The organism is Mesorhizobium sp. B2-3-11, from assembly GCF_006442215.1.
Taxonomy (GTDB): domain Bacteria; phylum Pseudomonadota; class Alphaproteobacteria; order Rhizobiales; family Rhizobiaceae; genus Mesorhizobium; species Mesorhizobium salmacidum.
This window is the reverse complement of sequence record NZ_VFVS01000025.1, coordinates 17,846-39,054: the sequence shown is the minus strand read 5'-3', so window position 1 is coordinate 39,054 and position 21,209 is coordinate 17,846. Positions and strand designations below refer to the sequence as shown.

The 21,209-nt window shown below is 61.3% G+C and carries 20 protein-coding genes and 1 tRNA gene; 15 read left to right on the top strand and 6 right to left on the bottom strand.

The features are described 5' to 3' along the window. Positions 1 to 224 precede the first annotated feature (224 nt). Both FJ960_RS30040 and FJ960_RS30035 read left to right on the top strand, forming a co-directional pair. Complete coding sequence (locus tag FJ960_RS30040; protein ID WP_246672968.1) at positions 225 to 1,046, top strand: recombinase family protein; 822 nt, start codon at positions 225 to 227, stop codon at positions 1,044 to 1,046. Then, on the top strand, positions 1,040 to 1,636 hold the full coding sequence (locus FJ960_RS30035) for a zinc ribbon domain-containing protein (protein ID WP_246672967.1): 597 nt from the start codon (positions 1,040 to 1,042) through the stop codon (positions 1,634 to 1,636). Before FJ960_RS30040 ends, FJ960_RS30035 begins: the two co-directional genes overlap by 7 nt. Before the next feature lie 142 nt (positions 1,637 to 1,778). On the opposite strand, the gene FJ960_RS26465 is transcribed toward FJ960_RS30035, so the two are convergent. Both FJ960_RS26465 and FJ960_RS26460 read right to left on the bottom strand, forming a co-directional pair. After that, positions 1,779 to 1,853: transfer RNA gene (locus tag FJ960_RS26465), tRNA-Gln, on the bottom strand. Positions 1,854 to 1,980: 127 nt separating this feature from the next. Continuing rightward, positions 1,981 to 2,325 (bottom strand): VOC family protein, encoded by a 345-nt coding sequence (locus tag FJ960_RS26460; RefSeq protein WP_140717971.1) that lies wholly within the window; start codon positions 2,323 to 2,325, stop codon positions 1,981 to 1,983. Positions 2,326 to 2,549: 224 nt separating this feature from the next. Here FJ960_RS26460 and ppdK point away from each other — a divergent pair, with 224 nt between their 5' ends. The 3 genes from ppdK to FJ960_RS26445 all read left to right on the top strand — a co-directional run bounded on the left by ppdK (position 2,550) and on the right by FJ960_RS26445 (position 7,346). Next, on the top strand, positions 2,550 to 5,228 hold the full coding sequence (ppdK, locus tag FJ960_RS26455) for a pyruvate, phosphate dikinase (RefSeq protein ID WP_140717969.1): 2,679 nt from the start codon (positions 2,550 to 2,552) through the stop codon (positions 5,226 to 5,228). A gap of 123 nt (positions 5,229 to 5,351) precedes the next feature. Continuing rightward, the gene (locus tag FJ960_RS26450; RefSeq protein WP_246672966.1) at positions 5,352 to 6,452 is read left to right on the top strand and encodes a glycosyltransferase family 9 protein; all 1,101 of its coding nucleotides are present in this window, start codon (positions 5,352 to 5,354) and stop codon (positions 6,450 to 6,452) included. Between the two features lie 153 nt (positions 6,453 to 6,605). Continuing rightward, entirely contained in the window at positions 6,606 to 7,346 is a 741-nt protein-coding gene (locus tag FJ960_RS26445; RefSeq protein ID WP_140717967.1) for a polysaccharide deacetylase family protein, read from the top strand. Between the two features lie 94 nt (positions 7,347 to 7,440). On the opposite strand, the gene FJ960_RS26440 is transcribed toward FJ960_RS26445, so the two are convergent. Together FJ960_RS26440 and FJ960_RS26435 are read right to left on the bottom strand one after the other, a co-directional pair. After that, on the bottom strand, positions 7,441 to 7,830 hold the full coding sequence (locus tag FJ960_RS26440) for a DUF427 domain-containing protein (RefSeq protein ID WP_140717965.1): 390 nt from the start codon (positions 7,828 to 7,830) through the stop codon (positions 7,441 to 7,443). Positions 7,831 to 7,960: 130 nt separating this feature from the next. Next, positions 7,961 to 8,314, bottom strand: a complete 354-nt coding sequence (locus FJ960_RS26435; RefSeq protein WP_140510466.1) for a hypothetical protein — start codon at positions 8,312 to 8,314, stop codon at positions 7,961 to 7,963. Between the two features lie 320 nt (positions 8,315 to 8,634). Here FJ960_RS26435 and FJ960_RS26430 point away from each other — a divergent pair, with 320 nt between their 5' ends. Together FJ960_RS26430 and FJ960_RS26425 are read left to right on the top strand one after the other, a co-directional pair. Further along, positions 8,635 to 10,263, top strand: a complete 1,629-nt coding sequence (locus tag FJ960_RS26430) for a fatty-acid--CoA ligase (protein WP_140717963.1) — start codon at positions 8,635 to 8,637, stop codon at positions 10,261 to 10,263. Between the two features lie 80 nt (positions 10,264 to 10,343). Next, a complete protein-coding gene (locus tag FJ960_RS26425) occupies positions 10,344 to 11,129 on the top strand; it encodes a DUF1499 domain-containing protein (protein ID WP_140717961.1) in 786 nt (261 codons plus the stop codon). Positions 11,130 to 11,192: 63 nt separating this feature from the next. Here FJ960_RS26425 and FJ960_RS26420 read toward each other — a convergent pair whose 3' ends face one another. Beyond that, positions 11,193 to 12,101 (bottom strand): MBL fold metallo-hydrolase, encoded by a 909-nt coding sequence (locus FJ960_RS26420; protein ID WP_140717959.1) that lies wholly within the window; start codon positions 12,099 to 12,101, stop codon positions 11,193 to 11,195. Between the two features lie 114 nt (positions 12,102 to 12,215). Here FJ960_RS26420 and FJ960_RS26415 point away from each other — a divergent pair, with 114 nt between their 5' ends. From FJ960_RS26415 to rfbD, 7 genes are all read left to right on the top strand, one after another. Next, complete coding sequence (locus tag FJ960_RS26415; protein WP_140717957.1) at positions 12,216 to 12,806, top strand: biotin transporter BioY; 591 nt, start codon at positions 12,216 to 12,218, stop codon at positions 12,804 to 12,806. A gap of 95 nt (positions 12,807 to 12,901) precedes the next feature. Beyond that, entirely contained in the window at positions 12,902 to 13,930 is a 1,029-nt protein-coding gene (locus tag FJ960_RS26410) for an NAD-dependent epimerase (protein ID WP_140718036.1), read from the top strand. 99 nt (positions 13,931 to 14,029) lie between these two features. Then, positions 14,030 to 14,842, top strand: a complete 813-nt coding sequence (locus FJ960_RS26405) for a class I SAM-dependent methyltransferase (protein ID WP_140718034.1) — start codon at positions 14,030 to 14,032, stop codon at positions 14,840 to 14,842. 241 nt (positions 14,843 to 15,083) lie between these two features. Next, the gene (gene rfbA, locus FJ960_RS26400; RefSeq protein WP_140717955.1) at positions 15,084 to 15,965 is read left to right on the top strand and encodes a glucose-1-phosphate thymidylyltransferase RfbA; all 882 of its coding nucleotides are present in this window, start codon (positions 15,084 to 15,086) and stop codon (positions 15,963 to 15,965) included. 2 nt (positions 15,966 to 15,967) lie between these two features. Next, entirely contained in the window at positions 15,968 to 16,522 is a 555-nt protein-coding gene (rfbC, locus tag FJ960_RS26395) for a dTDP-4-dehydrorhamnose 3,5-epimerase (RefSeq protein WP_140717954.1), read from the top strand. Positions 16,523 to 16,551: 29 nt separating this feature from the next. Then, the gene (gene rfbB / locus FJ960_RS26390; RefSeq protein ID WP_027145914.1) at positions 16,552 to 17,622 is read left to right on the top strand and encodes a dTDP-glucose 4,6-dehydratase; all 1,071 of its coding nucleotides are present in this window, start codon (positions 16,552 to 16,554) and stop codon (positions 17,620 to 17,622) included. Continuing rightward, on the top strand, positions 17,619 to 18,497 hold the full coding sequence (gene rfbD / locus FJ960_RS26385; RefSeq protein WP_140717952.1) for a dTDP-4-dehydrorhamnose reductase: 879 nt from the start codon (positions 17,619 to 17,621) through the stop codon (positions 18,495 to 18,497). Before rfbB ends, rfbD begins: the two co-directional genes overlap by 4 nt. Before the next feature lie 38 nt (positions 18,498 to 18,535). Here rfbD and FJ960_RS26380 read toward each other — a convergent pair whose 3' ends face one another. After that, on the bottom strand, positions 18,536 to 19,543 hold the full coding sequence (locus FJ960_RS26380; RefSeq protein WP_281406155.1) for a class I SAM-dependent methyltransferase: 1,008 nt from the start codon (positions 19,541 to 19,543) through the stop codon (positions 18,536 to 18,538). Positions 19,544 to 20,105: 562 nt separating this feature from the next. On the opposite strand from FJ960_RS26380, the gene FJ960_RS26375 reads away from it, so the two are divergent. Further along, complete coding sequence (locus FJ960_RS26375; RefSeq protein WP_140717950.1) at positions 20,106 to 21,164, top strand: NAD-dependent epimerase/dehydratase family protein; 1,059 nt, start codon at positions 20,106 to 20,108, stop codon at positions 21,162 to 21,164. Positions 21,165 to 21,209 lie beyond the last annotated feature (45 nt).

The window sequence follows — 21,209 nt, the reverse complement described above, 5'->3', positions numbered from 1 at the left end:
GAGACCTTGCCTCCCCATGACCGCGCCGTGGATCGTACCTTCCTGGATAGAACGGCTCAGTTGTTCGAGCAGCGACTGGCCGAAAACTCACCAGGGAGGATGCGCGCTAGATCGTGGAAAACGTCACCGGGTTCTTCCGCCTCCTCGCCGAATGGCAAAATAAGGATTGAGCGAGGTCCCTTCCCTCGCTCCGCCGTGGCTGGTTAGGAGACGAGGCTGGGAAGATGGTCAAGAAGACTGCGCAGATCGAAACTCGCAGCGGCTTGGTGAAAGCGCTGGTCTATGCTCGGGTCTCCTCCAAAGAACAGGAGAAGGAAGGCTTTTCCATCCCTGCTCAGTGCAAGCTTCTGAGGGAGTATGCGGCTCAGAAGCAGTTTGGTATCGCTCAGGAATTCATCGACGTTGAAACCGCGAAAAGCAGCGGGCGGGCCAACTTCAATGAGATGGTCAAATATCTTCGAAAGCACCCCGGCGTGCGGGTCGTTCTGGTTGAGAAGACCGACCGCCTGTATCGCAATTTGAAAGATTGGGTGACGCTGGACGATCTCGACGTCGAAATCCACCTCGCTAAGGAAGGCGTAATCCTCTCACAGGACTCGCGCTCTTCGGAAAAGTTCATGCACGGCATCAAGGTGCTGATGGCAAAGAACTACATTGACAATCTCTCTGAGGAAGCCCGCAAGGTACTGATGGAGAAGGCGGAGCAGGGGATCTGGCCTACCAAGGCACCGCTGGGCTATCTCAACGTCACACGGAGCGACGGCAAGAAGGTCATTGAACCGGACGCTGAAGTGGCGCCGATGATCACGAGGCTGTTCGAGCGCTACTCAACCGGAGGATATTCTCTGAAGGCAATCACGAAGGCAGCCCACGCTGAAGGCCTTGTATATCCGAAGAGTGGGCATCCGGTTCCCGTGAGCACGGTGCACTCGATTCTACGAATCGTCTCAACACCGGATTGTTTCAATGGAACGGGAAGCTGCACCATGACAAACACGAGCCTCTTGTATCGATCGAGCTGTGGGAGCGGGTCCAAGGCGTGCTGACCGGCCGTCACGCGACGCCTATCCACTCTTATGGCCATGAGTTTGCCTTCAGCGGTCTGATGACCTGTGCCCGATGCGGCTGCGCGGTAGTGGCCGAGATCAAGAAGGGCAAATACGTCTACTACCACTGCACCGGCCACAGCGACAAAGGCCGCGGCGGCTATGGCGAGTGCCGCCGCAAGTACGACCGCGAGGAGGTCCTCGAAGAGACCTTTGGCGGCTTGCTGGACAAACTTCATTTCGATGAGGAGGTGCTGGATTGGGTCCGTGACGCGCTCAAAGCCAGCCACGCCGATGAGCGGAAGGAGCAGGAAGAGGCGATCCTGCGGTGCCAAAAGGAATACAGGCGCCTCGAGGATCGGCTTCAGGCAATGTACCTGGATAAGCTCGACGGACGCATCGACAGTGCCTTCTACGATCGAATGTCAGCGCAATGGCGGGTCGAGCAGACGCGCCTACTCCGTGAGATCGAGCGGCATGGCGAGGCCGAGGAATCATACATGGAGGATGGCGTGCGGTTGCTGGAGTTGCGCGCAACGCCCGCCAACTGCTCGCCCGGCAGGCTCCAGGTGAAAAGAAACGGGTTCTGAATCTGCTGCTGTCGAACTGCACATGGCAGACGGCGAGGTTCGCGCTGTTTTTCGACAATCGTTTGATTTACTTGCCAAAACGACAACGGCGCTGTCTTCGCAGCAAGCCTCGGGGGCCGTCTCGTCGGCAGAGCATCCAATTTGGCTGGGGCGCCAGGATTCGAACCTGGGAATGTCGGTACCAAAAACCGATGCCTTACCACTTGGCGACGCCCCAATAAGCCGTCAGAGTCGCTGTGCGGCGCGTTATTAGCAGAGCAGCCGAAAAGCACAATGCCTATGAGCGACCGCGAAGGCACCCGGCTGACCAGCAGCGCGATTGCCGCCAGATGATCCGCAACGGATCATAGGGACCACACAGCCAACTCGTTGCCGGCTGGGTCGACAAAGTGGAAGCGTCGGCCACCGGGGAATGGGAATATCGGCTTGACAATCGTTCCGCCGGCGCTTTCGACGGCGCGAAGGGTTTCTTCCAGATTCTCACTGTAAAGCACAGGCAGCGGCTTGGCCGGCGCTTCTTCCACATCGGCCTGAAAACCTCCGTCCAGCCCCTCCGCAAAGGCCGAATAGGTCGCTCCATAGTCGGTGAACGACCAGCCAAAGGCGGCACTGTAGAAGCCTTTCATCCGGTCCAGCGTGCCGCCGGTCGCCGGCATTTCAAGATAGTCCAGTTTTCCAGGCTGTTTCATGAGGCACCTCTTTGTTCCCTTTATGTTCTAGACATGGAACCATCAGGTGGCAAGTCTTTTTGACGCATCCCGGGCGATGGCTTTTTCTTAATCGATTGTAGCGACCCGACGACTTGCCCGGCGCTTGCGTTTCGCACTGCAGCATCATATCGCTCGAAGTCGGACACGGGCGGAGCTTTCCGTTTCGCCAATCTTTCCAATCTCCTGCAACCGGAGAGCAAAGCATGACCAAATGGGTTTTCACCTTTGGCGATGGTGCGGCGGAAGGCCGTGCCGGCGACAGGAATCTGTTGGGCGGCAAGGGCGCCAATCTGGCCGAGATGTGCAGCCTGGGCCTGCCGGTGCCGCCGGGCTTCACGATCACCACCGAGGTCTGCAATGCCTACTATGCCGATGGCCGTACCTACCCGGCGGGATTGGAAGCCGACGTCACCGTCGCGCTCGACCATATCGGCCGGCTGACTGGCCGCCGGTTCGGCGACCCGTCGAAGCTGCTCCTGGTTTCGGTGCGTTCCGGCGCCCGGGCGTCGATGCCCGGCATGATGGACACCGTGCTCAATCTCGGATTGAACGACGAGACGGTCGAGGCGCTGGCCTCCGATTCCGGCGATGCGCGCTTTGCCTATGACAGCTACCGCCGTTTCATCCAGATGTATTCCGATGTCGTCATGGGTCTCGATCACGAGGTGTTCGAGGAAATCCTGGAAGACCAGAAAGCCAGCCTCGGCCATGAGCTCGACACCGAGCTGACGGCCATCGAATGGCAGGGCGTCATCGCGCTCTACAAGGCCAAGGTCGAGGAAGAGCTGGGCAAGCCGTTCCCGCAGGATCCGCACGAGCAGCTCTGGGGCGCGATCGGCGCGGTGTTTTCGAGCTGGATGAACAACCGCGCCATCACCTACCGGCGCCTGCACGATATTCCCGAAAGCTGGGGCACGGCGGTCAATGTCCAGGCCATGGTGTTCGGCAATATGGGCGAGACCTCGGCCACCGGCGTTGCCTTCACCCGCAACCCGTCGACCGGCGAAAAGCAGCTCTATGGCGAGTTCCTGGTCAACGCGCAGGGCGAGGATGTCGTTGCCGGCATCCGCACGCCGCAGAACATCACCGAGGCGGCGCGCATCGCGGCGGGTTCCGACAAGCCGTCACTGCAGAAGCTGATGCCGGACGCCTTCCAGTCCTTCGTCACCATCTCCGACAGCCTGGAAAAGCACTACCGCGACATGCAGGACCTCGAATTCACAATTGAGCGCGGCAAATTGTGGATGCTGCAGACAAGGTCCGGCAAGCGCACCGCCAAGGCCGCACTCAGGATCGCCGTCGAGATGGCCAGGGACGGGCTGATCACCAAAGAAGAGGCGGTCGTTCGCATCGATCCGGCTTCGCTCGACCAGTTGCTGCACCCGACCATCGACCCAAGAGCCGCGCGCGACGTCATCGGCGTCGGCCTGCCGGCGTCGCCGGGAGCCGCCACCGGCGAGATCGTCTTTTCCTCCGGCGATGCCGAGGACCTGAAGACGCAAGGACGCAAGGCGATCCTGGTGCGCATAGAGACCAGTCCGGAAGATATCCATGGCATGCATGCGGCCGAAGGCATCCTGACCACGCGCGGCGGCATGACCAGCCACGCCGCCGTCGTTGCGCGCGGCATGGGCAAGCCTTGTGTGTCGGGCGCCGGCTCGCTGCGTGTCGACTACAGGGCCGGCACGCTGCTCTCGATGGGACAAACCTTCCGCAAGGGCGACATCATCACCATCGATGGCGGCAACGGCCAGGTGCTCAAGGGCGCCGTGGCGATGCTGCAGCCGGAATTGTCAGGCGATTTCGCCGCGATCATGGAGTGGGCGGACGCGGTGCGCCGCATGAAGGTGCGCACCAATGCCGAAACGCCGCTCGATGCGCGCATGGCGCGCTCTTTCGGCGCCGAAGGCATCGGTCTTTGCCGCACCGAGCACATGTTCTTCGACGGCGCCCGCATCGTCGCCATGCGCGAGATGATCCTGGCCGACACCGAGAAGGACCGGCGCGCTGCGCTGGCCAAGCTTCTGCCCATGCAGCGCTCGGATTTCTTGGAACTGTTCGAAATCATGGCCGGCCTGCCGGTGACGATCCGCCTGCTCGATCCGCCACTGCACGAATTCCTGCCCAAAACGGAAGCGGAAGTCGCCGAAGTCGCGGCCGCCATGAACGTGTCGCCCGACAAGCTCAGACAGCGCACCGAGGCGCTGCACGAATTCAACCCGATGCTCGGCCATCGCGGCTGTCGGCTCGCCGTGTCTTACCCGGAGATCGCCGAGATGCAGGCGCGCGCCATTTTCGAGGCGGCCGTCGAGGCCGGCAAGAAAGCCGGCGCGCTGGTTGTTCCCGAGATCATGGTGCCGCTGGTCGGCCTGGTGAAGGAACTCGATTATGTGAAGGCGCGCATCGATGCGGTCGCCAAGAGCGTCATGGACGAGAGCGGCGTCAAGATCGATTACCTCACTGGAACGATGATTGAGCTCCCCCGCGCGGCGATCCGTGCCCATGTCATCGCGGAGTCGGCCGAGTTCTTCTCCTTCGGCACCAACGACCTCACCCAGACCACCTTCGGCATCTCGCGCGACGACGCGGCCTCCTTCCTGGAAACCTACCGCCAGAAGGGCATCATCGAGCAGGATCCGTTCGTCTCCCTCGATATCGACGGTGTCGGCGAATTGGTGCGCATGGCGGCGCAAAAGGGCAGGGCGACGCGGCCTAGCATCAAGCTTGGCATCTGCGGCGAACATGGTGGTGATCCCTCGTCGATCCGCTTCTGCGAGGATGTCGGGCTCGACTACGTCTCCTGCTCACCCTATCGCGTGCCGATCGCCAGGCTGGCGGCGGCGCAGGCCGCGGTGCACGCGGCAAAGGCAGGACGCGGCTAGACCGGTACGAAGCTTACGGTTTTGTATGAAAACTCACGCGAACGTGCTGGCGACATGAGCGTAATCTCGACATTGTTTGCGACCAATTTGCGGATGACCGCCAATTGTCTCCGGAAACAGACGTTGCAGATATCACCCGCTCCGTTCCGCTCGATTCTGATTATTCAAACGAAGTTCATAGGCGATATCGTCCTCGCCTCGACGCTCGCCAGGAACTTGCGGCTCGAATTTCCCGACGCCAGGATTGTATTCCTCTGCGAAGCCCACTTCGAGAGCTTCGTGGTTGCGCATGGCATCGCTTCCGAGGTGGTTACGTTCAGGCGGGCCCGCATGCGAGGCAACCCGCTGGAGCGTGGAAAAGAGGTCTATGCCGTGGTGCGGGCGCTGCGCCGCTTCCGCTTCGACCTGACGATCGATGTGACCGATTCCAAGACCTCTCGGGTCGTCAGCGGGTTCGTCAATGCCAGGAAGCGTGTCGGCTACAATCCTCCCGAGAGGCCGCTGAAGCTGCTGGAGCGGCAGCCCGCCAATGTGTTTGCCAAACCATACGGGTTTGGCGGCCAGCATTTTGTCTATCGCTATCTCTCCCCACTTGAAGCGCTCGGCATCGATTTGCGCGTGACGGTACCGAGCATCCAGCCGTCGACATTCGAGGCCGCGAAAGCCCTGGCGCTTCTGGGCACGCACGATATCCACCCGAACGCCTTCGTCGCCGTCCATGCGGGCGCGAGTTTCAAGGGCCGGCAATGGCAGCCGGAACGGTTTGCCGAGGCGATTGACCAGCTTGCGGCCGAAACCGGACTGGGCGTCGTCCTGGTGGGAGGGCCAGGCGAACGTGAAACCGCCGCGCGGATCGTTTCCGGGACCGCGACGCCGGTGGTCGACCTGGTCGGAGCGCTTTCGCTCGAGAGCCTGCTGGCGGTCCTGGAACAGGCCCGGCTGTTTCTCGGCAACGAAAGCGGTCCGATGCACATGGCCGCTGCCGCGGGTACCCCGGTTGTCGGCCTTTTCGGCCTGACTCATCCGTCGCGCTGGGGACCTGTCGGCGTGCCCAGCATCGCGCTTCGGCCGTCAATGCCCTGCGATTGCGTGGCCAGGGATTTGTGTCGCCGGTCCGACCCCAGCAAGGCTTGCTGTGTCTGGCGTCTGGAGGTGAAGCCGGTCGTCGACGCCGTGCGCGAGATCCTCGCACGCACCGATCTGAAAAAGGAACGCGTTGTCTGAGGGCGATGGATCGGCAAGACTGTCGCCGAATGTTCACCAAGCCGGAGGTCAAATTGCCGCGCCAGGCGTTTTTCTGCTATCCCTCGTCCGATTTCCGCCTTCATGCGGGTTTTGGGATGGCGGCTTGAAGTCGCCGGTCGGGAATTTGGTTTGATGCGTCTGCTGCAAAAACATCTCTGCACGATCACCATGTCGGTGGCGCTGATCTCCGGTGCCCATGCCGCGCCGCTGGTCGAACCCACGCTGCACATCAAGCCGGCTGCAATCGGAACCGGCCGCGTTGCGCTCACGCTCGATGCCTGCGGCGGCAAGACCGATACACGCATTCTCTCGGCGCTGGTGGACAACAAGATACCGGCCACCATTTTCGTCACCGGCATCTGGCTGAAGCGCAACACCGAGGCCGTCGCGATCATGCGGGCGCATCCCGACCTGTTCGAACTGGAAAATCACGGCGGCCGCCATGTTCCAGCGGTCGACACGCCACGGAAGATCTATGGCATAAGCAGCGCCGGCAGCCCGGAGGCTGTGCTCGCCGAGGTCGAATCAGGGGCCGCGGCTCTTGCCACGACCGGCGAGCCGGCGCCGAAATGGTTCCGTGGCGCAACCGCCGAATACAGCCCCTCGGCCATCGCGATGATCCGCAAGCTGGGCTTCAAGATTGCTGGCTTCTCGATCAATGGCGACGGCGGCTCGCTACTCGGCGCCAAGGAGACCGCCAGGCGTATCGCCGCTGCCAAGGATGGCGACGTCATTATCTCGCACATCAACCAGCCGACCCACGCCGCCGGCGAGGGCGTGGTGCAGGGCCTGCTGGCACTCAAGGACAAGGGCATGACCTTCGTGCGGCTCGACGACGCCGATGGGACGGGCGATCACGGCACCACTGAATAGGGCGGTTCAGTGTTTGATAGAACCGCCGAACCGCTCTAACGGCTGGGCCTGATCTGAATCTCAATGCACCCTTAAGTGCGTCGGGCCGAAGCGTTCAGTCCGGCTTGGCTTCGATGGTGACCTTGCTGGCATAGAACGCGCCGTGATCGCGAATCTCGGTCATCTCGTCGAACGGCTGCCGGTAGGCCCACATCGCGTCCTTGCCCGCTTCGCCCGCCGGCAGCACGCTCCAATAGCTGGCGTCACCCTTATAGGGGCAGTGGGTCGCGTGGTCCGTTCGGCTGAGCTTGTCGAAATCGATGTCGGTGAACGGAATGTAGAAGGCGGCGGGGTAGGGGGCCTCCGTCAGCACCTTCGCCTTCGCGGATGACGCGATGACGGTATCGCCGGCGCGGACCGTGACGGTGCCGGAATAGGGCTCTATCGTGATGATCCTGTCGGGATTGCGCTGGAAGCCGGGTGCCGGGTTGGCGATCTTGTCCATGCTGGTTCCTCCTTGCCCCGACCTTAAGTGTGGTGGACGGCCGGATTGCGCAAGACCCGTAGTCACAAACAAAACAGACGCCATGCGCTCGTGCGTGGCGCGAAGATTGCCTTCCCGTGGCCGCGGAAATTCAGGCGGCGGTTTTGAAGGCGTCCATCAGCCCGGCATAGGCGGCCGCGATGCCCGCCACCGGATTGCTGCTTCTGGAAATGGTCTCGACTTTCAGCGCCCCGCCGCCGGTTGGCAAGGTGAGCAGCAGGAACTGGCGATTGCCGCCATCGCCGACGGATGCCGCCGCGACATGCTGGCCTTCCCCTTCGTTCTGGACGCACATCTTGAACAGCAGCGTGCCGCCGACCGCTTCCAGCGCGCCGCCGACAACTTCTACGAACTCGTCTTCGGAAACAGTCTTTTCGTCCGGCACCAGATCGGCCAGGCTTTCGGCAAGCGTACTCTCGAGAACCTTATCGTCGAGCGCGTCCATGCGAACCTCTCTCAGTCGCCAATCGCACCCCTTTGCCCGTTAACGAACCTTAACACCGACGATGGCCGGATTATGACACGTTTTTGCGGTTGGTCCGATCACGAGAGTTTGCGTCGACGTAATGGATTTGAAGCCCTGTCACTCGAATGGCAGCAAGGCCCGCCAAACGAAATCAAAAAGCGTCCGGATTCAATCGTTTGCCAAATACAGGTCGAACTCCGACTTTCGTCCGCTGCGCCCGCAGGTGGCTGGACAATTCGCCGGTTCGCTTCACAATGCGATCAAAAGCGCGACGTGAAAAGCGTGAGGGAGGGAACGGCATGCTGGGATTAATGCAGGAATGGCCGCTACTGTGCCACAAGCTGATCGACAACGCTGAAAGGCAGCATGGTGTGCGCGAGATCGTGTCGCGTTCGATCGAGGGACCGATCGTGCGCACCACCTACGCCGACATCCATCGTCGTTCGCTCAAGGTCGCCCAGCGCTTGGAGCGCGACGGTTTTGCGTTGGGCGACCGCATCGCGACACTGGCCTGGAACACCGCCCGCCACATCGAGGCCTGGTACGGCATCATGGGCATCGGTGCTATCTACCATACCCTCAATCCGCGCCTGTTTCCTGAACAGATCGTCTGGATCATGAACCACGCCGAGGACAAGGCCGTCTTCGTCGACCTTACCTTCATCCCGTTGCTCGAGAAGATCGCGGGTGCCGTCCAATCGCTGAAGAAGGTGATCGTGCTCACCGACAAGGCGCACATGCCGCAAACGACCCTGCCCGGTGTCGTTGCCTACGAGGACTGGCTTGACGAGGTTGATGGCGACTTCGCCTGGAAGACCTTTCATGAAGGCACCGCGGCCGGCATGTGCTATACGTCCGGCACGACGGGTGACCCAAAGGGCGTCGTCTACAGCCATCGCTCGAACGTGCTGCACGCCATGATCGCTGCCATGCCCGACGCCATGGGCCTGTCGGCGCGCGACACGATCCTGCCGGTGGTGCCGATGTTCCACGCCAATGCCTGGGGCCTTGGCCAGAGCGGGCCGATGACCGGCGCCAAGCTGGTCATGCCTGGCTGCAAAATGGATGGCGCCTCGATCTATGAGTTGCTCGATCAGGAGAAGGTGACATTCAGCGCCGCCGTGCCGACCGTGTGGATGATGCTGCTGCAATATCTGGAAGAGACCGGCAAGGCGCTTCCCCATCTCAACAAGGTCGTGATCGGCGGCTCGTCGTGCCCGCGCGCGATCATGGCGAAATTCCAGGACAAGTACGGTGTCCAGGTCATCCACGCCTGGGGTATGACCGAAATGTCGCCGCTCGGCACGCTGTGCACATTGAAGCCGGACTATGCAAGCCTGGACGGCGAGGCGAGGCTCGACGTCCAGGGCAAGCAGGGTTACCCGCCCTTCGGCGTCGAAATGAAGGTGACCGATGACGATGACAACGCGCAGCCGTGGGACGGCAAGACGTTTGGCAGGCTCAAGGTACGCGGCCCGGCCGTCGCCCGCGCCTATTATGGCGGTGTGGGCGCGGAGCAGTTCGATGAGGATGGCTGGTTCGATACCGGAGACGTCGCTCATATCGACGCCGGCGGTTACATGCAGATCACCGATCGCGCGAAGGACGTCATCAAGTCCGGCGGCGAATGGATTTCGACCATCGACCTGGAAAATCTGGCTGTCGGCCATCCCGATGTGGCGGAAGCGGCGGCGATCGGCGTCCAGCATTCGAAATGGGGCGAGCGGCCCTTGCTGGTCGTCGTCGCCAAACCTGGCAAGCAACCGACCAAGGCCGAGATTCTCGATTTCATGGATGGCAAGGTGGCCAAATGGTGGATGCCGGACGACGTCGCCTTCGTCGGCGAGATACCGCACACCGCCACCGGCAAGATCCAGAAGATCACCTTGCGTCAGCAGTTCAGGGACTATCGCTTGCCGACGGATTGAGGGGATGTTGCGTGTTTCGGCTTCAAGCCGCCGCAAAAAGGCACTAAACCTCCATCCGGGTTGGGGCAGCGCAGAGCATAATGGTTAGCATTCCCGAACGGCAAACGTCGAAGGCTGCCGGCTGGTCGCGGCGCACGGGCGCCTTTTCGATGGTGCTTTTGCTGACGAACTTTGTCGGCCATCGCTTCGGCCTCGTCCAAACGCCGGTGTTCCTGTGGGTGCTGGGCATTGTCGCCCTGCTGGCGGCGCTCGCGCTGCTGTTTGCCGGCCTGGCCTTTGCAAGGCTGTGGAATTTTGGTGACCGTGGTGGCCGTGATCTCACCGTCGGCGCCTTGCTGGCACTGCTGGTGCTCACCCCCTACGGCGTTGCCGCCTACTGGGCGACGATCTATCCGCCGCTGCGCGACATCTCGACCGATTTCGATGAACCGCCCGCGCTCGATGTCGGTGACCGGACCAGGGACATGAACGTGCTGTCCCCGCCGACGCCGGGTGAGCAGACGTTGCAGACCGACAGCTATCCATTGGTCACCGCACGCAGCTATGACCTGCCATTCGAGACCGTCGTCAATGCCGTTGAAACGGTGCTCGACCGGCGCGGCTGGGACCTTTCGGAGCCTTATCCCGAACTCGCCGGGCAGACAGAGGTGACCATTACCGCCATCGCCTCGAGCTTCGTTCTTGGCCTTCCTGCGGACGTCGCCATTCGCGTGAGGGATGACGGCGACACGGTCATCGTTGATATGCGATCTGCCTCGCGTTACGGCCGCCACGATCTTGGCGACAATGCCGCGCGCATCACCGATTTCCTGGCGGAACTGGACCAGGAAGTCGCCGGCCAGGTCGGCGCGGCGCCGGCCCAATAGCCATTTTTCGGGCGAATTGCGCGCCGGCGACGATGGTCGGGTGAACACCGTGGGCGGGCAGGCCTATCGGCCCGGCGTGAAAACGCCATCTATGGCGGGGGCAGTGTCCGTCGCCACCACGCCGCGTCCCACCAGGTCCTCCAGATGGGCAAGCACCGACAGGCCGGCGGCGCCGTGCAGCCGGGGATCGGTATCCCTGTAGATCGCGTTGACCATGGCGAGAATGGTCCTGTCACCAGCTCTGATCCGTTCCAGTATGGCTCGTTCGCGCATCTTGCGATGCGTCTTCAGCCCGCGCATGAAAGCGCGCGGCGCAGCCACCGGTCCACCATGGCCAGGCAGCAGCAGGCGATCGCCGCGCTCGATCAGCCGGTCCAGCGATGCCATGTAATCGGCCATTGCCCCGTCCGGCGGCGCGACGATGGATGTTGCCCAGCCCATGACATGATCGGCTGAAAACAGGATGCCGGTGCCTTCCAGCGCGAATGCCGCGTGATTGGCCGTGTGGCCGGGCGTCAGGACTGTCCGGATCGCCCAGCCATCGCCGCTGACCAGTTCACTGTCCGGCAACGCGATGTCGGGAACGAAAGCGGTGTCGGCGCTGGCGTCGAGCGGATTGGTTTCGCCGATATGCAAGGGCCTCGCCGGCCGGTGCGGTCCTTCCGCCAGCACCTGGGCGCCGGTGCGCTCCTTCAGCCGGGCCGCCAGCGGGGAATGGTCGCGATGCGTGTGGCTGACGAAAATGTGGCTGACCGGCCGGCCGGCGATCACGTCGAGCAAGGTCTGAAGATGCGCCTCGTCATCCGGCCCGGGATCGATCACCGCCAGCGTGTCGCGGCCCACGACATAGCTGTTGGTGCCATGAAAGGTGAAGGGACTGGGATTCCCAGCCGTGACGCGTTGCACGTCTGGGGCCACGCTTACGCCTTGGCCATAAGCGGGGTCGAAGCTGGTATCGAATTTGAGGGCCATGTCGCCACATTATTCCAAGAACGGCAAAACCGATTGCCGCATAGCACGCAAGCAAATATAGAAAAACGCAAGGCCGCGATTGTTGGTTCGCGGCGAGATTGAATGGGGAAGACCATGACAACCGCCACGACGACCCGCCCGCTTGTTTTTCTGGCCTTGCCGCAAGAAGGTGCCGCGCGACTGGCAACGCAGTTTGTCCTGGCGATTGCCGGGACGCTGCTGTTGACACTTTCGGCCAAGACCAAGGTAGTGCTCGGGCCTGTCGACATCTCGATGCAGACGCTCGCCGTCTTCCTGATCGCCGCCGCCTTCGGCATGCGGCTCGGCGTCGCCACCCTGCTGCTTTATATGGCGGAAGGCGCGATGGGCTTCCCGGTCTTCCAGGGCACGCCGGAAAAAGGCATAGGCATCGCCTATATGCTCGGCTCGACCGGCGGCTATCTCGCCGGCTTCGTGGTCATGGCCGCGATTGTCGGCTGGGCCGCCGACCGCGGCTGGGACCGTCATCCGATCAAGCTTTTCAACGCCATGCTGGTTGCCGAAGTGATGATGATGGCGATGGGTTTCGCCTGGCTGGCGCTGCTCATCGGTCCGGAAAAATCCTGGCAATTCGGCGTCGTGCCGTTCATCGTCGGCGACCTGATCAAGGTCGCTCTCGCGGCCAGCCTCGTGCCCGCCGTCTGGTCATTGCTGAAGCGCTCCTGATTTGAGATCATCCGGCCCGGATCACTCCGGGCCGGAGCTTGGCCTGCGGTCAGCTCGGGCCTGGTCACCAGGCATGTTACGGACGGGCCTTTGTGATGAAAGTTCTGGTCACCGGCGCTGCCGGCTTCATAGGGTATCATGTCGCCAGACGGCTCCTGGAGCGCGGTGACGAGGTTGTCGGCATCGACAGCATCAACGATTACTACGACCCTGAGATCAAGCAGGCGCGGCTGCGGCTCCTGGCCGAGGCGAGCCGCGGCACCAATGCAGGCTATCATTTCATCCACGGCAATCTCGCCGACCATAGCGTGGTTGATGGCTGCTTTGCCGAACACGCCTTCGACCGGGTGATCCATCTCGCCGCCCAGGCAGGCGTCCGCTACAGCCTGGAAAACCCGCGCGCCTATGTCGAGAGCAACATCGTTGCTTTCACCAACATGCTCGAGGCCTGCCGCAGCAGCCGTGTCGGGCACCTGACCTATGCCAGCACCTCCAGTGTCTATGGCGCCAACACCGACATGCCGTTTTCCGAGCATCGCCCGGCCGACCATCCCTTGCAGTTCTACGCCGCCACCAAGCGCGCCAACGAACTGATGGCGCACAGCTACAGCCATCTGTTCGGCCTGCCCACCACGGGGCTGCGTTTCTTCACCGTTTACGGTCCCTGGGGGCGACCTGATATGGCTCTGTTCCTGTTCACCAGGAACATCCTGGCCGGCGAGCCGATCAAGCTGTTCAACAACGGCAATCACACGCGCGACTTCACCTATGTCGAGGACATCGCCGAGGGCGTGATTCGCGCCAGCGACAGCCCTGCCGCGGCCAACCCGGCCTGGGACTCCGGCCATCCGGATCCGGCGACCAGCAGCGCGCCCTGGCGCATCTTCAACATCGGCAATAGCAACCCGGTGAAACTGACCGCCTATGTCGAGGCGCTGGAAAATGCGCTCGGCTGCAAGGCCGTCATCGAGCTCCTGCCGCTGCAGGCCGGCGACGTGCCCGACACCTTCGCCGATACTTCGGCGCTGCAAGCGGCGGTCGGCTACCGCCCCCGCACCTCCGTCACGGAGGGGGTAGGGCGGTTCGTCGAGTGGTACCAGGGTTATTTTGGGCGGGCGCGATGAACGCGCTCCTGGCCGCGTAGAGGCCGGCCTTCGGTCGAAAAGGACCAGGGACCAAAAAAATGTGCTAGTCTCCAAAGTCATCGGATGGTGGGGATTGCCATGTTGGAAACGGACAAGGTGTTCGCGGGCTCGATTCCGGAAAACTACGACCGCTACATGGTGCCCTTGATTTTCGAGCCGTTCGCCGTGGATATCGCGCAACGAGCCGCGGCGCTGTCGCCAGGCGCGGTCCTGGAAATCGCTGCGGGCACCGGGGTCGTCACCCGCGCATTGGCACCAAGACTATCCCCGGACGCAAGCTATGTCGTGACCGACCTGAACCAGCCGATGCTCGACTACGCCGCTTCGCGGCAGACACCCGACAGCCGCATCGAATGGCGCCAGGCGGATGCGATGGCGCTGCCGTTCGAGGATGCGGCGTTCGATCTCGTCTGTTGTCAGTTCGGTGCGATGTTCTTTCCAAACCGCACCTCCGCCTACCGCGAAGCCAGGCGGGTACTGAAGCCGGGAGGACGGTTCTTGTTCAACGTATGGGATCGCATCGAGGAGAATGTGTTCGCCGATGACGTGACCAATGCGCTGGCGAGGATTTTCCCAGACGATCCGCCGCGCTTCCTGGCACGCACGCCGCACGGCTACCACGACAAGGTGCTGATCCGCCGCGAGCTGGAGGACGCGGGTTTCTCCGATGTCGCGATCGAGACGAGAGCCGAACAAAGCCGCGCATCCTCGCCGCGCCTTCCGGCCGTCGCTTATTGCCAAGGCACCGTTCTTCGCAGCGAAATCGAGGCCAGGGACGCTGGAAAACTGGACGCCGCGACCGACTACGCGGCATCCGCCATTGCAGACAGACATGGCAACGGCGAAGTTGCCGCCAAAATCCAGGCATATGTGATCATGGCTGTGGCCTAGGTGTTGATACATGTGCCCTAAGCCCCGTCCTCGATAAAGCCGAAAGTGCGATCGGTAATCAGGGTCTCGACCTTTGCCAGGATGGGATCAGACGGGTTCGGCCGAAGCGGGAGGTGCCCGTCGATGGGCGGTATTCAACATGTCGATGCATTTGTCGTGTGCCGCATTGACAAGCCAATGCATGAAACCTAAGCACAGGCACTCAGGGCCCGGGGGGCTTTGGCATGTCAAGGAGAGCTTTTTGAAAGGAATTATCCTTGCTGGAGGCAGTGGAACACGTCTTTATCCGCTAACATTAGCGGTCTCTAAGCAAATTCTTCCCATTTACGACAAGCCGATGATCTATTATCCGCTGAGCGTGTTGATGCTCGCGGGAATACGAGAGATTCTGATCATTTCGACGCCTCGTGATCTGCCCGCTTTCCGTGGTTTACTCGGCGACGGATCGGATTTTGGGCTGGCACTGTCCTACGCCGAGCAGCCGCAGCCCAATGGCCTCGCGGAAGCCTTCATCATCGGCCGCGATTTCATCGGCAAGGACAGCGTGTCGATGATCCTGGGCGACAACATCTATTTTGGCGACGGGCTGTCGCAGCTTTGCCGCGCCGCGGCATCGCGCCAGAGGGGCGCTTCGGTGTTCGCCTACCATGTCGAGGATCCCGAGCGCTATGGCGTGGTCTCTTTCGACAAGGCGACCGGAACCGCGCTGACGATCGAGGAAAAGCCACAAACACCGAAGTCCAACTGGGCCGTCACGGGTCTCTATTTCTACGACAATGATGTCGTCGACATCGCCCCGACCATCCGCCCTTCGCCGCGTGGCGAGATCGAGATCACGGCGGTCAACAACGTCTATCTCGAGCGCGGCCAGCTCCATGTTCATCGGCTGGGACGCGGCTATGCCTGGCTCGACACCGGCACCCATGACAGCCTGCACGAAGCCTCTTCCTTCGTGCGCACGATCGAACATCGCCAGGGCATCAAGGTCGCGTGCCCGGAGGAAATCGCCTTCGAACAGGGTTGGCTGACGGCGGACATGGTGCTGGAGCGCGCGGCCCGCCTGGGCAAGAACGAATACGCCGCCTATCTGCGCCGGCGTGTCGTCGATCTTTCGGAGGGCTAGAGATGCTGGAGGTGAGATCCCTGGGCATCGATGGGGTGCTTGAAATCGTTCCGAAACGCCATGGCGACGCACGCGGGTTCTTTATGGAAACCTACAATGCCGAGCGCTTTTCGCAGGCCGGCATTGATTTGACTTTCGTGCAGGACAATCACTCGTATTCCGCTGCCCCGGGCGTCTTGCGCGGGCTTCACTATCAGCTTGCGCCGCGCGCCCAGGACAAGCTGCTGCGCGTTATCCGTGGCAGTATTCTCGACGTCGCGGTCGACATCCGCCGCGCCTCGAAAACCTTCGGAAAATGGGTCGCCCTCGAAGTGTCGGCCGAAAAAGGCAACCAGATCCTGCTGCCAAAGGGCTTCGCGCATGGCTTTGTCACACTCGTGCCCGACACCGAGGTGCTGTACAAGGTGACCGACACCTATTCGCCCGAGCATGACCGGTCGATCCGTTTCGACGATCCTGCCATCGGCATAGAATGGCCGTCGCTGGCCGGCGGGTTCCAGCTTTCCGACAAGGACCTCAAGGCGCCTATGTTGGCCGCGGCCGAGGTGTTCGCCTGATGGAGCGTGTTGTGCATAAGGACAGCGGGATGAATTTTCTGGTGACGGGCGGTGCCGGCTTCATCGGTTCGGCGGTATGCCGGCATCTGTGCGCCAATCCGGCCTACCGGGTGACCAACCTCGACAAACTGACCTATGCGGGCAATCTGGCCTCGCTGCGGCCGATTGAGAATGTCCACAATTACCGCTTCGCCCAGGCCGATATCTGTGACGAAAGGGCGGTGCTCGACATACTGCGCCGCGACGATATCGACATCGTCATGAACCTCGCCGCCGAGAGCCATGTCGACCGCTCGATCGATGGACCGGGCGCCTTCATCGAGACCAACATCGTCGGCACCTACAAGATGCTCAATGCCGCGCTCGAATACTGGCGTGGCCTGTCCGGCGACAGGAAAGCCCGCTTCCGCTTCCATCACGTCTCCACCGACGAGGTGTTCGGCGATCTGCCCTTCGACGGCGGCATGTTCGTCGAGGAGACGCCCTACGCGCCGTCCTCGCCCTATTCCGCCTCGAAGGCGGCTTCGGACCATCTGGTGCGCGCCTGGCACGAGACCTACGGCCTGCCGGTCGTACTCTCCAACTGTTCGAACAATTACGGGCCCTATCATTTCCCCGAGAAGCTGATCCCGCTCGTCATCCTCAACGCGCTCGACGAAAGGCCGCTGCCGGTCTACGGCGCCGGCGCCAATGTGCGCGACTGGCTGTTCGTCGAGGATCACGCGCGTGCCCTGGAACTGGTCGCCACGAAAGGCCATCCGGGCGAGAGCTACAATGTCGGCGGCAATTCGGAACGCACCAACCTAGCCGTCGTCGAGACGATCTGCGACCTGCTCGACACCAGGCGTCCGCGCGCCGGCGGCAGGCGCTATCGCGAGTTGATCTCCTTCGTCACCGATCGCCCCGGCCATGACCGCCGCTACGCCATCGATGCTTCCAAGATAAGCCGCGAGCTCGGCTGGACGCCCAGGGAGAATTTCGACAGCGGCCTTGCCAGGACCGTGGACTGGTTCCTCGACAACAAATGGTGGTGGGGGCCGATCCGCGAACAGCGTTATGCCGGCGAAAGGCTGGGCGAAGCACGCAAGGTGGGCGCGTGAGGCTCCTCGTCACCGGACGCGACGGCCAGGTCGCGGCGAGCCTGCTCGAGGCCGGCCAGGCGCGCGCGGGCGTGGAGGTCGTCGCCCTCGGTCGCCCGGAGCTCGACCTGGCAAGACCTGATACCGTCATCGACGTCATCGCGGTTGCGAAGCCCGATCTCGTCGTGTCGGCCGCCGCCTATACCGCCGTCGATCAGGCCGAGGACGAACCCGATCTGGCCTTTGCGGTGAACGCGACCGGTGCCGGCAAGGTGGCGGAGGCCGCGGCGCGGCTGGGCGTGCCGGTCATCCATCTTTCGACCGACTATGTCTTCGACGGAACCAAGGCCGATGCCTATGTCGAAACCGACCCGACGGCGCCGCTCGGTGTCTACGGAACCTCCAAGCTCGCCGGCGAGCAGGCGGTGGCATCAGCCAATCCGCGCCACCTGATCCTGCGCACCGCGTGGGTCTACAGTCCGTTCGGCAAGAATTTCGTGAAAACCATGCGGAGGCTCGCCGCCGACCGCGACGAGATTTCGGTGGTGGGCGATCAATGGGGAAATCCCACGTCGGCGCTTGATATCGCCGACGCGATCCTGCATGCGGCCGCCATGCTGCACCGCGACAAGGACTTCGCCGCGTTCGGCACCTATCATCTGGCCGGCACCGGCGAGACCAACTGGAGCGGCTTTGCCCGTCATATCCTCGACACAAGCCTGAAGTCTGGTGGTCCTTGGGCGCGGGTAGGGGATATCACAACGATGGACTACCCAACCAAGGCGCGCCGTCCCGCCAACTCCCGGCTATCGAGCGCGAAATTCGCCGGCGTGTTCGGATGGAACGCGCCGGACTGGCGGCAGTCGACGGAGAAGGTGGTGCGCCGGCTTTCTTGACACGGACACCGCGAAAAGACCCACGGGATCTCAGCTTGTCACCGCCGCCTCCCAAGCGTGGTCCAGCACCTTCTGGCAAACCCGCTCAACGATAACGCCGACGTGGCCGTCCTCATCGCTCTCAGCGGCCGCGTCAATCGCCATGATGTCGATTCAAGAAGAGCATTCTTTTCTGATTCGATCGTCGCGATTTTCACGCTGAGAGCGCGTTCGGTTTCTCTCATCTTGACATCAGCTTCCTGAAGCTTCCGACTCACATCTTGCTGCAATCCCTGTTGAGCTTGGCCAGCCTGCGTCAAAAGTTCCGTGTAGGCCAGGCGAGTTTGCTCCAGAATTTCTTCGTGGGTTAGGCGAGCCTGCTTTAACTCTTCTTCGAGGTTATGGACTTCGGCGGCCAAGCGCTCCCGTTCATGAAGGTGTTGCATGCCAGCCTGATGTTCCAGCTGCAGCAAGGATGCCAGCCTAGTGTTCTGAGAACCGGCTGCCCAACGCGTTCCTAGGAGATCGAAACGCTGGCGAAGCTGATCACTGTCGCGTTCCGAAAGATTGCATAGACTCAGAATGGCTTGAGGGGACGCCGAGCCAACACATAAAACTCCAAGGCCGTGGCTATGTAAGAATTCGAAGCTGGGATATTCGCTTTCAAGTTCTGCCCAGAGACGGTGCACGCCGAATCCTTCTCCGAATTCATTAGTGTCATGGAACAAGACGACCGCGTGGTCTGACAATTTGTCTCGCCATGTCTCGAAATCATGCCTTACCGCTTCATAGGAATGAAAACCATCAATATGGAGAATATCTATTGAATTGTCGGAAAAATGGCTATGCGCTTCGTCAAATGTTGTCCGCAGAAGGCTGGAAAAGCGTCCGAACAGTGGGTCGTGATAAGTACTTAGTTTCTGGAATACGCTATCCTCGTAGAAGCCTGCCTGTTCATCTCCTTGCCAGGTATCGACTGCATAGCATCGAGTCGCCAGCTGCATTCGCGCCACCGCGGAGCAAAATGCGGAATACGAAACGCCCTCGTGTGTTCCTAGCTCGACCAAGACGCGTGGCTTCGCAGCCCCGACGACCCAGTGGGCGAAGGGTATGTGCCCAAACCACGCGCTTGTTCTATCCAGCAAATCCGTGGGCCAAAAGACCGGATCCAGTTCGCTACTTAGAAGTGTCCGAAAAAAATCATCCGTTTCCGAAGGGGAAACCTGTATTCCAAAGTGACCTGTCAAAAATGCTCCTCCTTACCTGCCAACCAACAACCGATGTCTCGAAACAGTGTTATGGACGGTATAGTAGCGGGGATATGAGGCGTTAGAGGGCCGCGAGAATCCGGAATTCTAGCGGCGAACGGGCTAGCAGTCGATCGCCTCAACAATTCCATGGACGCCGCCGATTTGTGGCGTTTGGAATGCATGTCAAACCTATTCGGGCGGTTCGTGTGCCAAGTCGTCAAATTGGGCATCTGGTTGGAGAACCGTTGCAGCTTTTTGCAGGCGCGGACGGGGGGCGTGACACTTAAAGCCAGCCCATCTGGAACTGAGCCCCTCTGCGTCTATTCAAATGAGATCGACGATGGTAACGAACAGCCATATCAATAACCGGGTATGCTGAATGTCTAAAACATGTGTAGTGACTGGCGGAGCCGGTTTCATTGGCTGTGCGCTGTCCACCAAATTGGCGAATCGTTTCGGTCGTGTAATCGTAGTGGACATCCTGCACCCACAGATTCACGCTGTGCGTAAGCGTCCCGCCGAACTTGATCCGCGGGTTGAACTCGTGATTGCGGATGTGACCGAGGCTTCCACCTGGACGCAGGCGTTGGAAACCGCCCGGCCTGAAATCGTCGTGCATCTTGCGGCCGAAACGGGCACCGGACAATCGCTAACAGAGGCCTCTCGCCACGCGATGGCGAACGTCCTTGGGACAACCCGCATGTTGGACGCTTTCGCCACCGCATCGCATGTTCCTGAGCGCTTTGTCCTGGCGTCAAGCCGCGCCGTCTACGGAGAAGGGGCATGGCGTCCAACGGGGACCGGCCACGTAACCTATCCGGGTCAGAGATCGAAGCAGCAGCTTGAGCGCGCGGAGTGGGATTTTCCGGGCCTTGAACCTCTGCCAATGGATGCGGAAAAAACGACACCGAATCCGACCAGTATCTACGGGGCGACCAAACTAACCCAGGAACAGATACTGCGGGCCTGGGCCCTGTCATTCGGAACGGCCGTCAACGTGCTTCGTCTTCAAAACGTATATGGCCCTGGCCAGTCCTTGACGAATAGCTACACGGGAATTGTGTCGTTGTTCATCAGGATGGCCAAGGAAGGCAAGAGCATCCCGATCTATGAAGATGGCGATATCGGAAGGGATTTTGTCTTCATTGACGATGTCGCCTCGGCGATCGACAAGGCCACGACAACAAATCTGTCGCAATCGCTCGCCTATGATGTCGGCACGGGCTCCAAGACCACGGTCCTTGATCTGGCGAAAATCATCGCGAAGCGGTATGGGGCACCCGAGCCGCACGTCAACGGCATGTTCCGGAACGGTGATGTGCGCTGCTCTGTCGCCAACATTGACAGGACGGTGCGCGAACTGGAATGGCGACCGTTATATGACGTAGAGCGCGGTATCGGCAAACTTTCAGAGTGGATCGATTCACGGCTTGGCTAGAACTGCGGCATCGTTACACGAAAGTATGCTAAAAGCCTTAGCGGG

Bases quoted from the DNA above. Each gene is read 5' to 3' on its own strand.
- FJ960_RS30040 (WP_246672968.1), top strand. From the start codon at position 225: ATGGTCAAGAAGACTGCGCAGATCGAAACTCGCAGCGGCTTGGTGAAA.
- FJ960_RS26375 (WP_140717950.1), top strand. From the start codon at position 20,106: ATGTCTAAAACATGTGTAGTGACTGGCGGAGCCGGTTTCATTGGCTGT.
- FJ960_RS26440 (WP_140717965.1), bottom strand. From the start codon at position 7,830: ATGGACAAGATCGCCAACCCGGCACCCGGCTTCCAGCGCAATCCCGAC.
- rfbB (WP_027145914.1), top strand. From the start codon at position 16,552: ATGAATTTTCTGGTGACGGGCGGTGCCGGCTTCATCGGTTCGGCGGTA.
- FJ960_RS26460 (WP_140717971.1), bottom strand. From the start codon at position 2,325: ATGAAACAGCCTGGAAAACTGGACTATCTTGAAATGCCGGCGACCGGC.
- FJ960_RS26425 (WP_140717961.1), top strand. From the start codon at position 10,344: ATGGTTAGCATTCCCGAACGGCAAACGTCGAAGGCTGCCGGCTGGTCG.
- FJ960_RS26405 (WP_140718034.1), top strand. From the start codon at position 14,030: ATGTTGGAAACGGACAAGGTGTTCGCGGGCTCGATTCCGGAAAACTAC.
- rfbC (WP_140717954.1), top strand. From the start codon at position 15,968: ATGCTGGAGGTGAGATCCCTGGGCATCGATGGGGTGCTTGAAATCGTT.
- FJ960_RS26410 (WP_140718036.1), top strand. From the start codon at position 12,902: ATGAAAGTTCTGGTCACCGGCGCTGCCGGCTTCATAGGGTATCATGTC.
- FJ960_RS26445 (WP_140717967.1), top strand. From the start codon at position 6,606: ATGCGTCTGCTGCAAAAACATCTCTGCACGATCACCATGTCGGTGGCG.
- FJ960_RS26420 (WP_140717959.1), bottom strand. From the start codon at position 12,101: ATGGCCCTCAAATTCGATACCAGCTTCGACCCCGCTTATGGCCAAGGC.
- FJ960_RS26435 (WP_140510466.1), bottom strand. From the start codon at position 8,314: ATGGACGCGCTCGACGATAAGGTTCTCGAGAGTACGCTTGCCGAAAGC.
- FJ960_RS26430 (WP_140717963.1), top strand. From the start codon at position 8,635: ATGCTGGGATTAATGCAGGAATGGCCGCTACTGTGCCACAAGCTGATC.
- FJ960_RS26415 (WP_140717957.1), top strand. From the start codon at position 12,216: ATGACAACCGCCACGACGACCCGCCCGCTTGTTTTTCTGGCCTTGCCG.
- ppdK (WP_140717969.1), top strand. From the start codon at position 2,550: ATGACCAAATGGGTTTTCACCTTTGGCGATGGTGCGGCGGAAGGCCGT.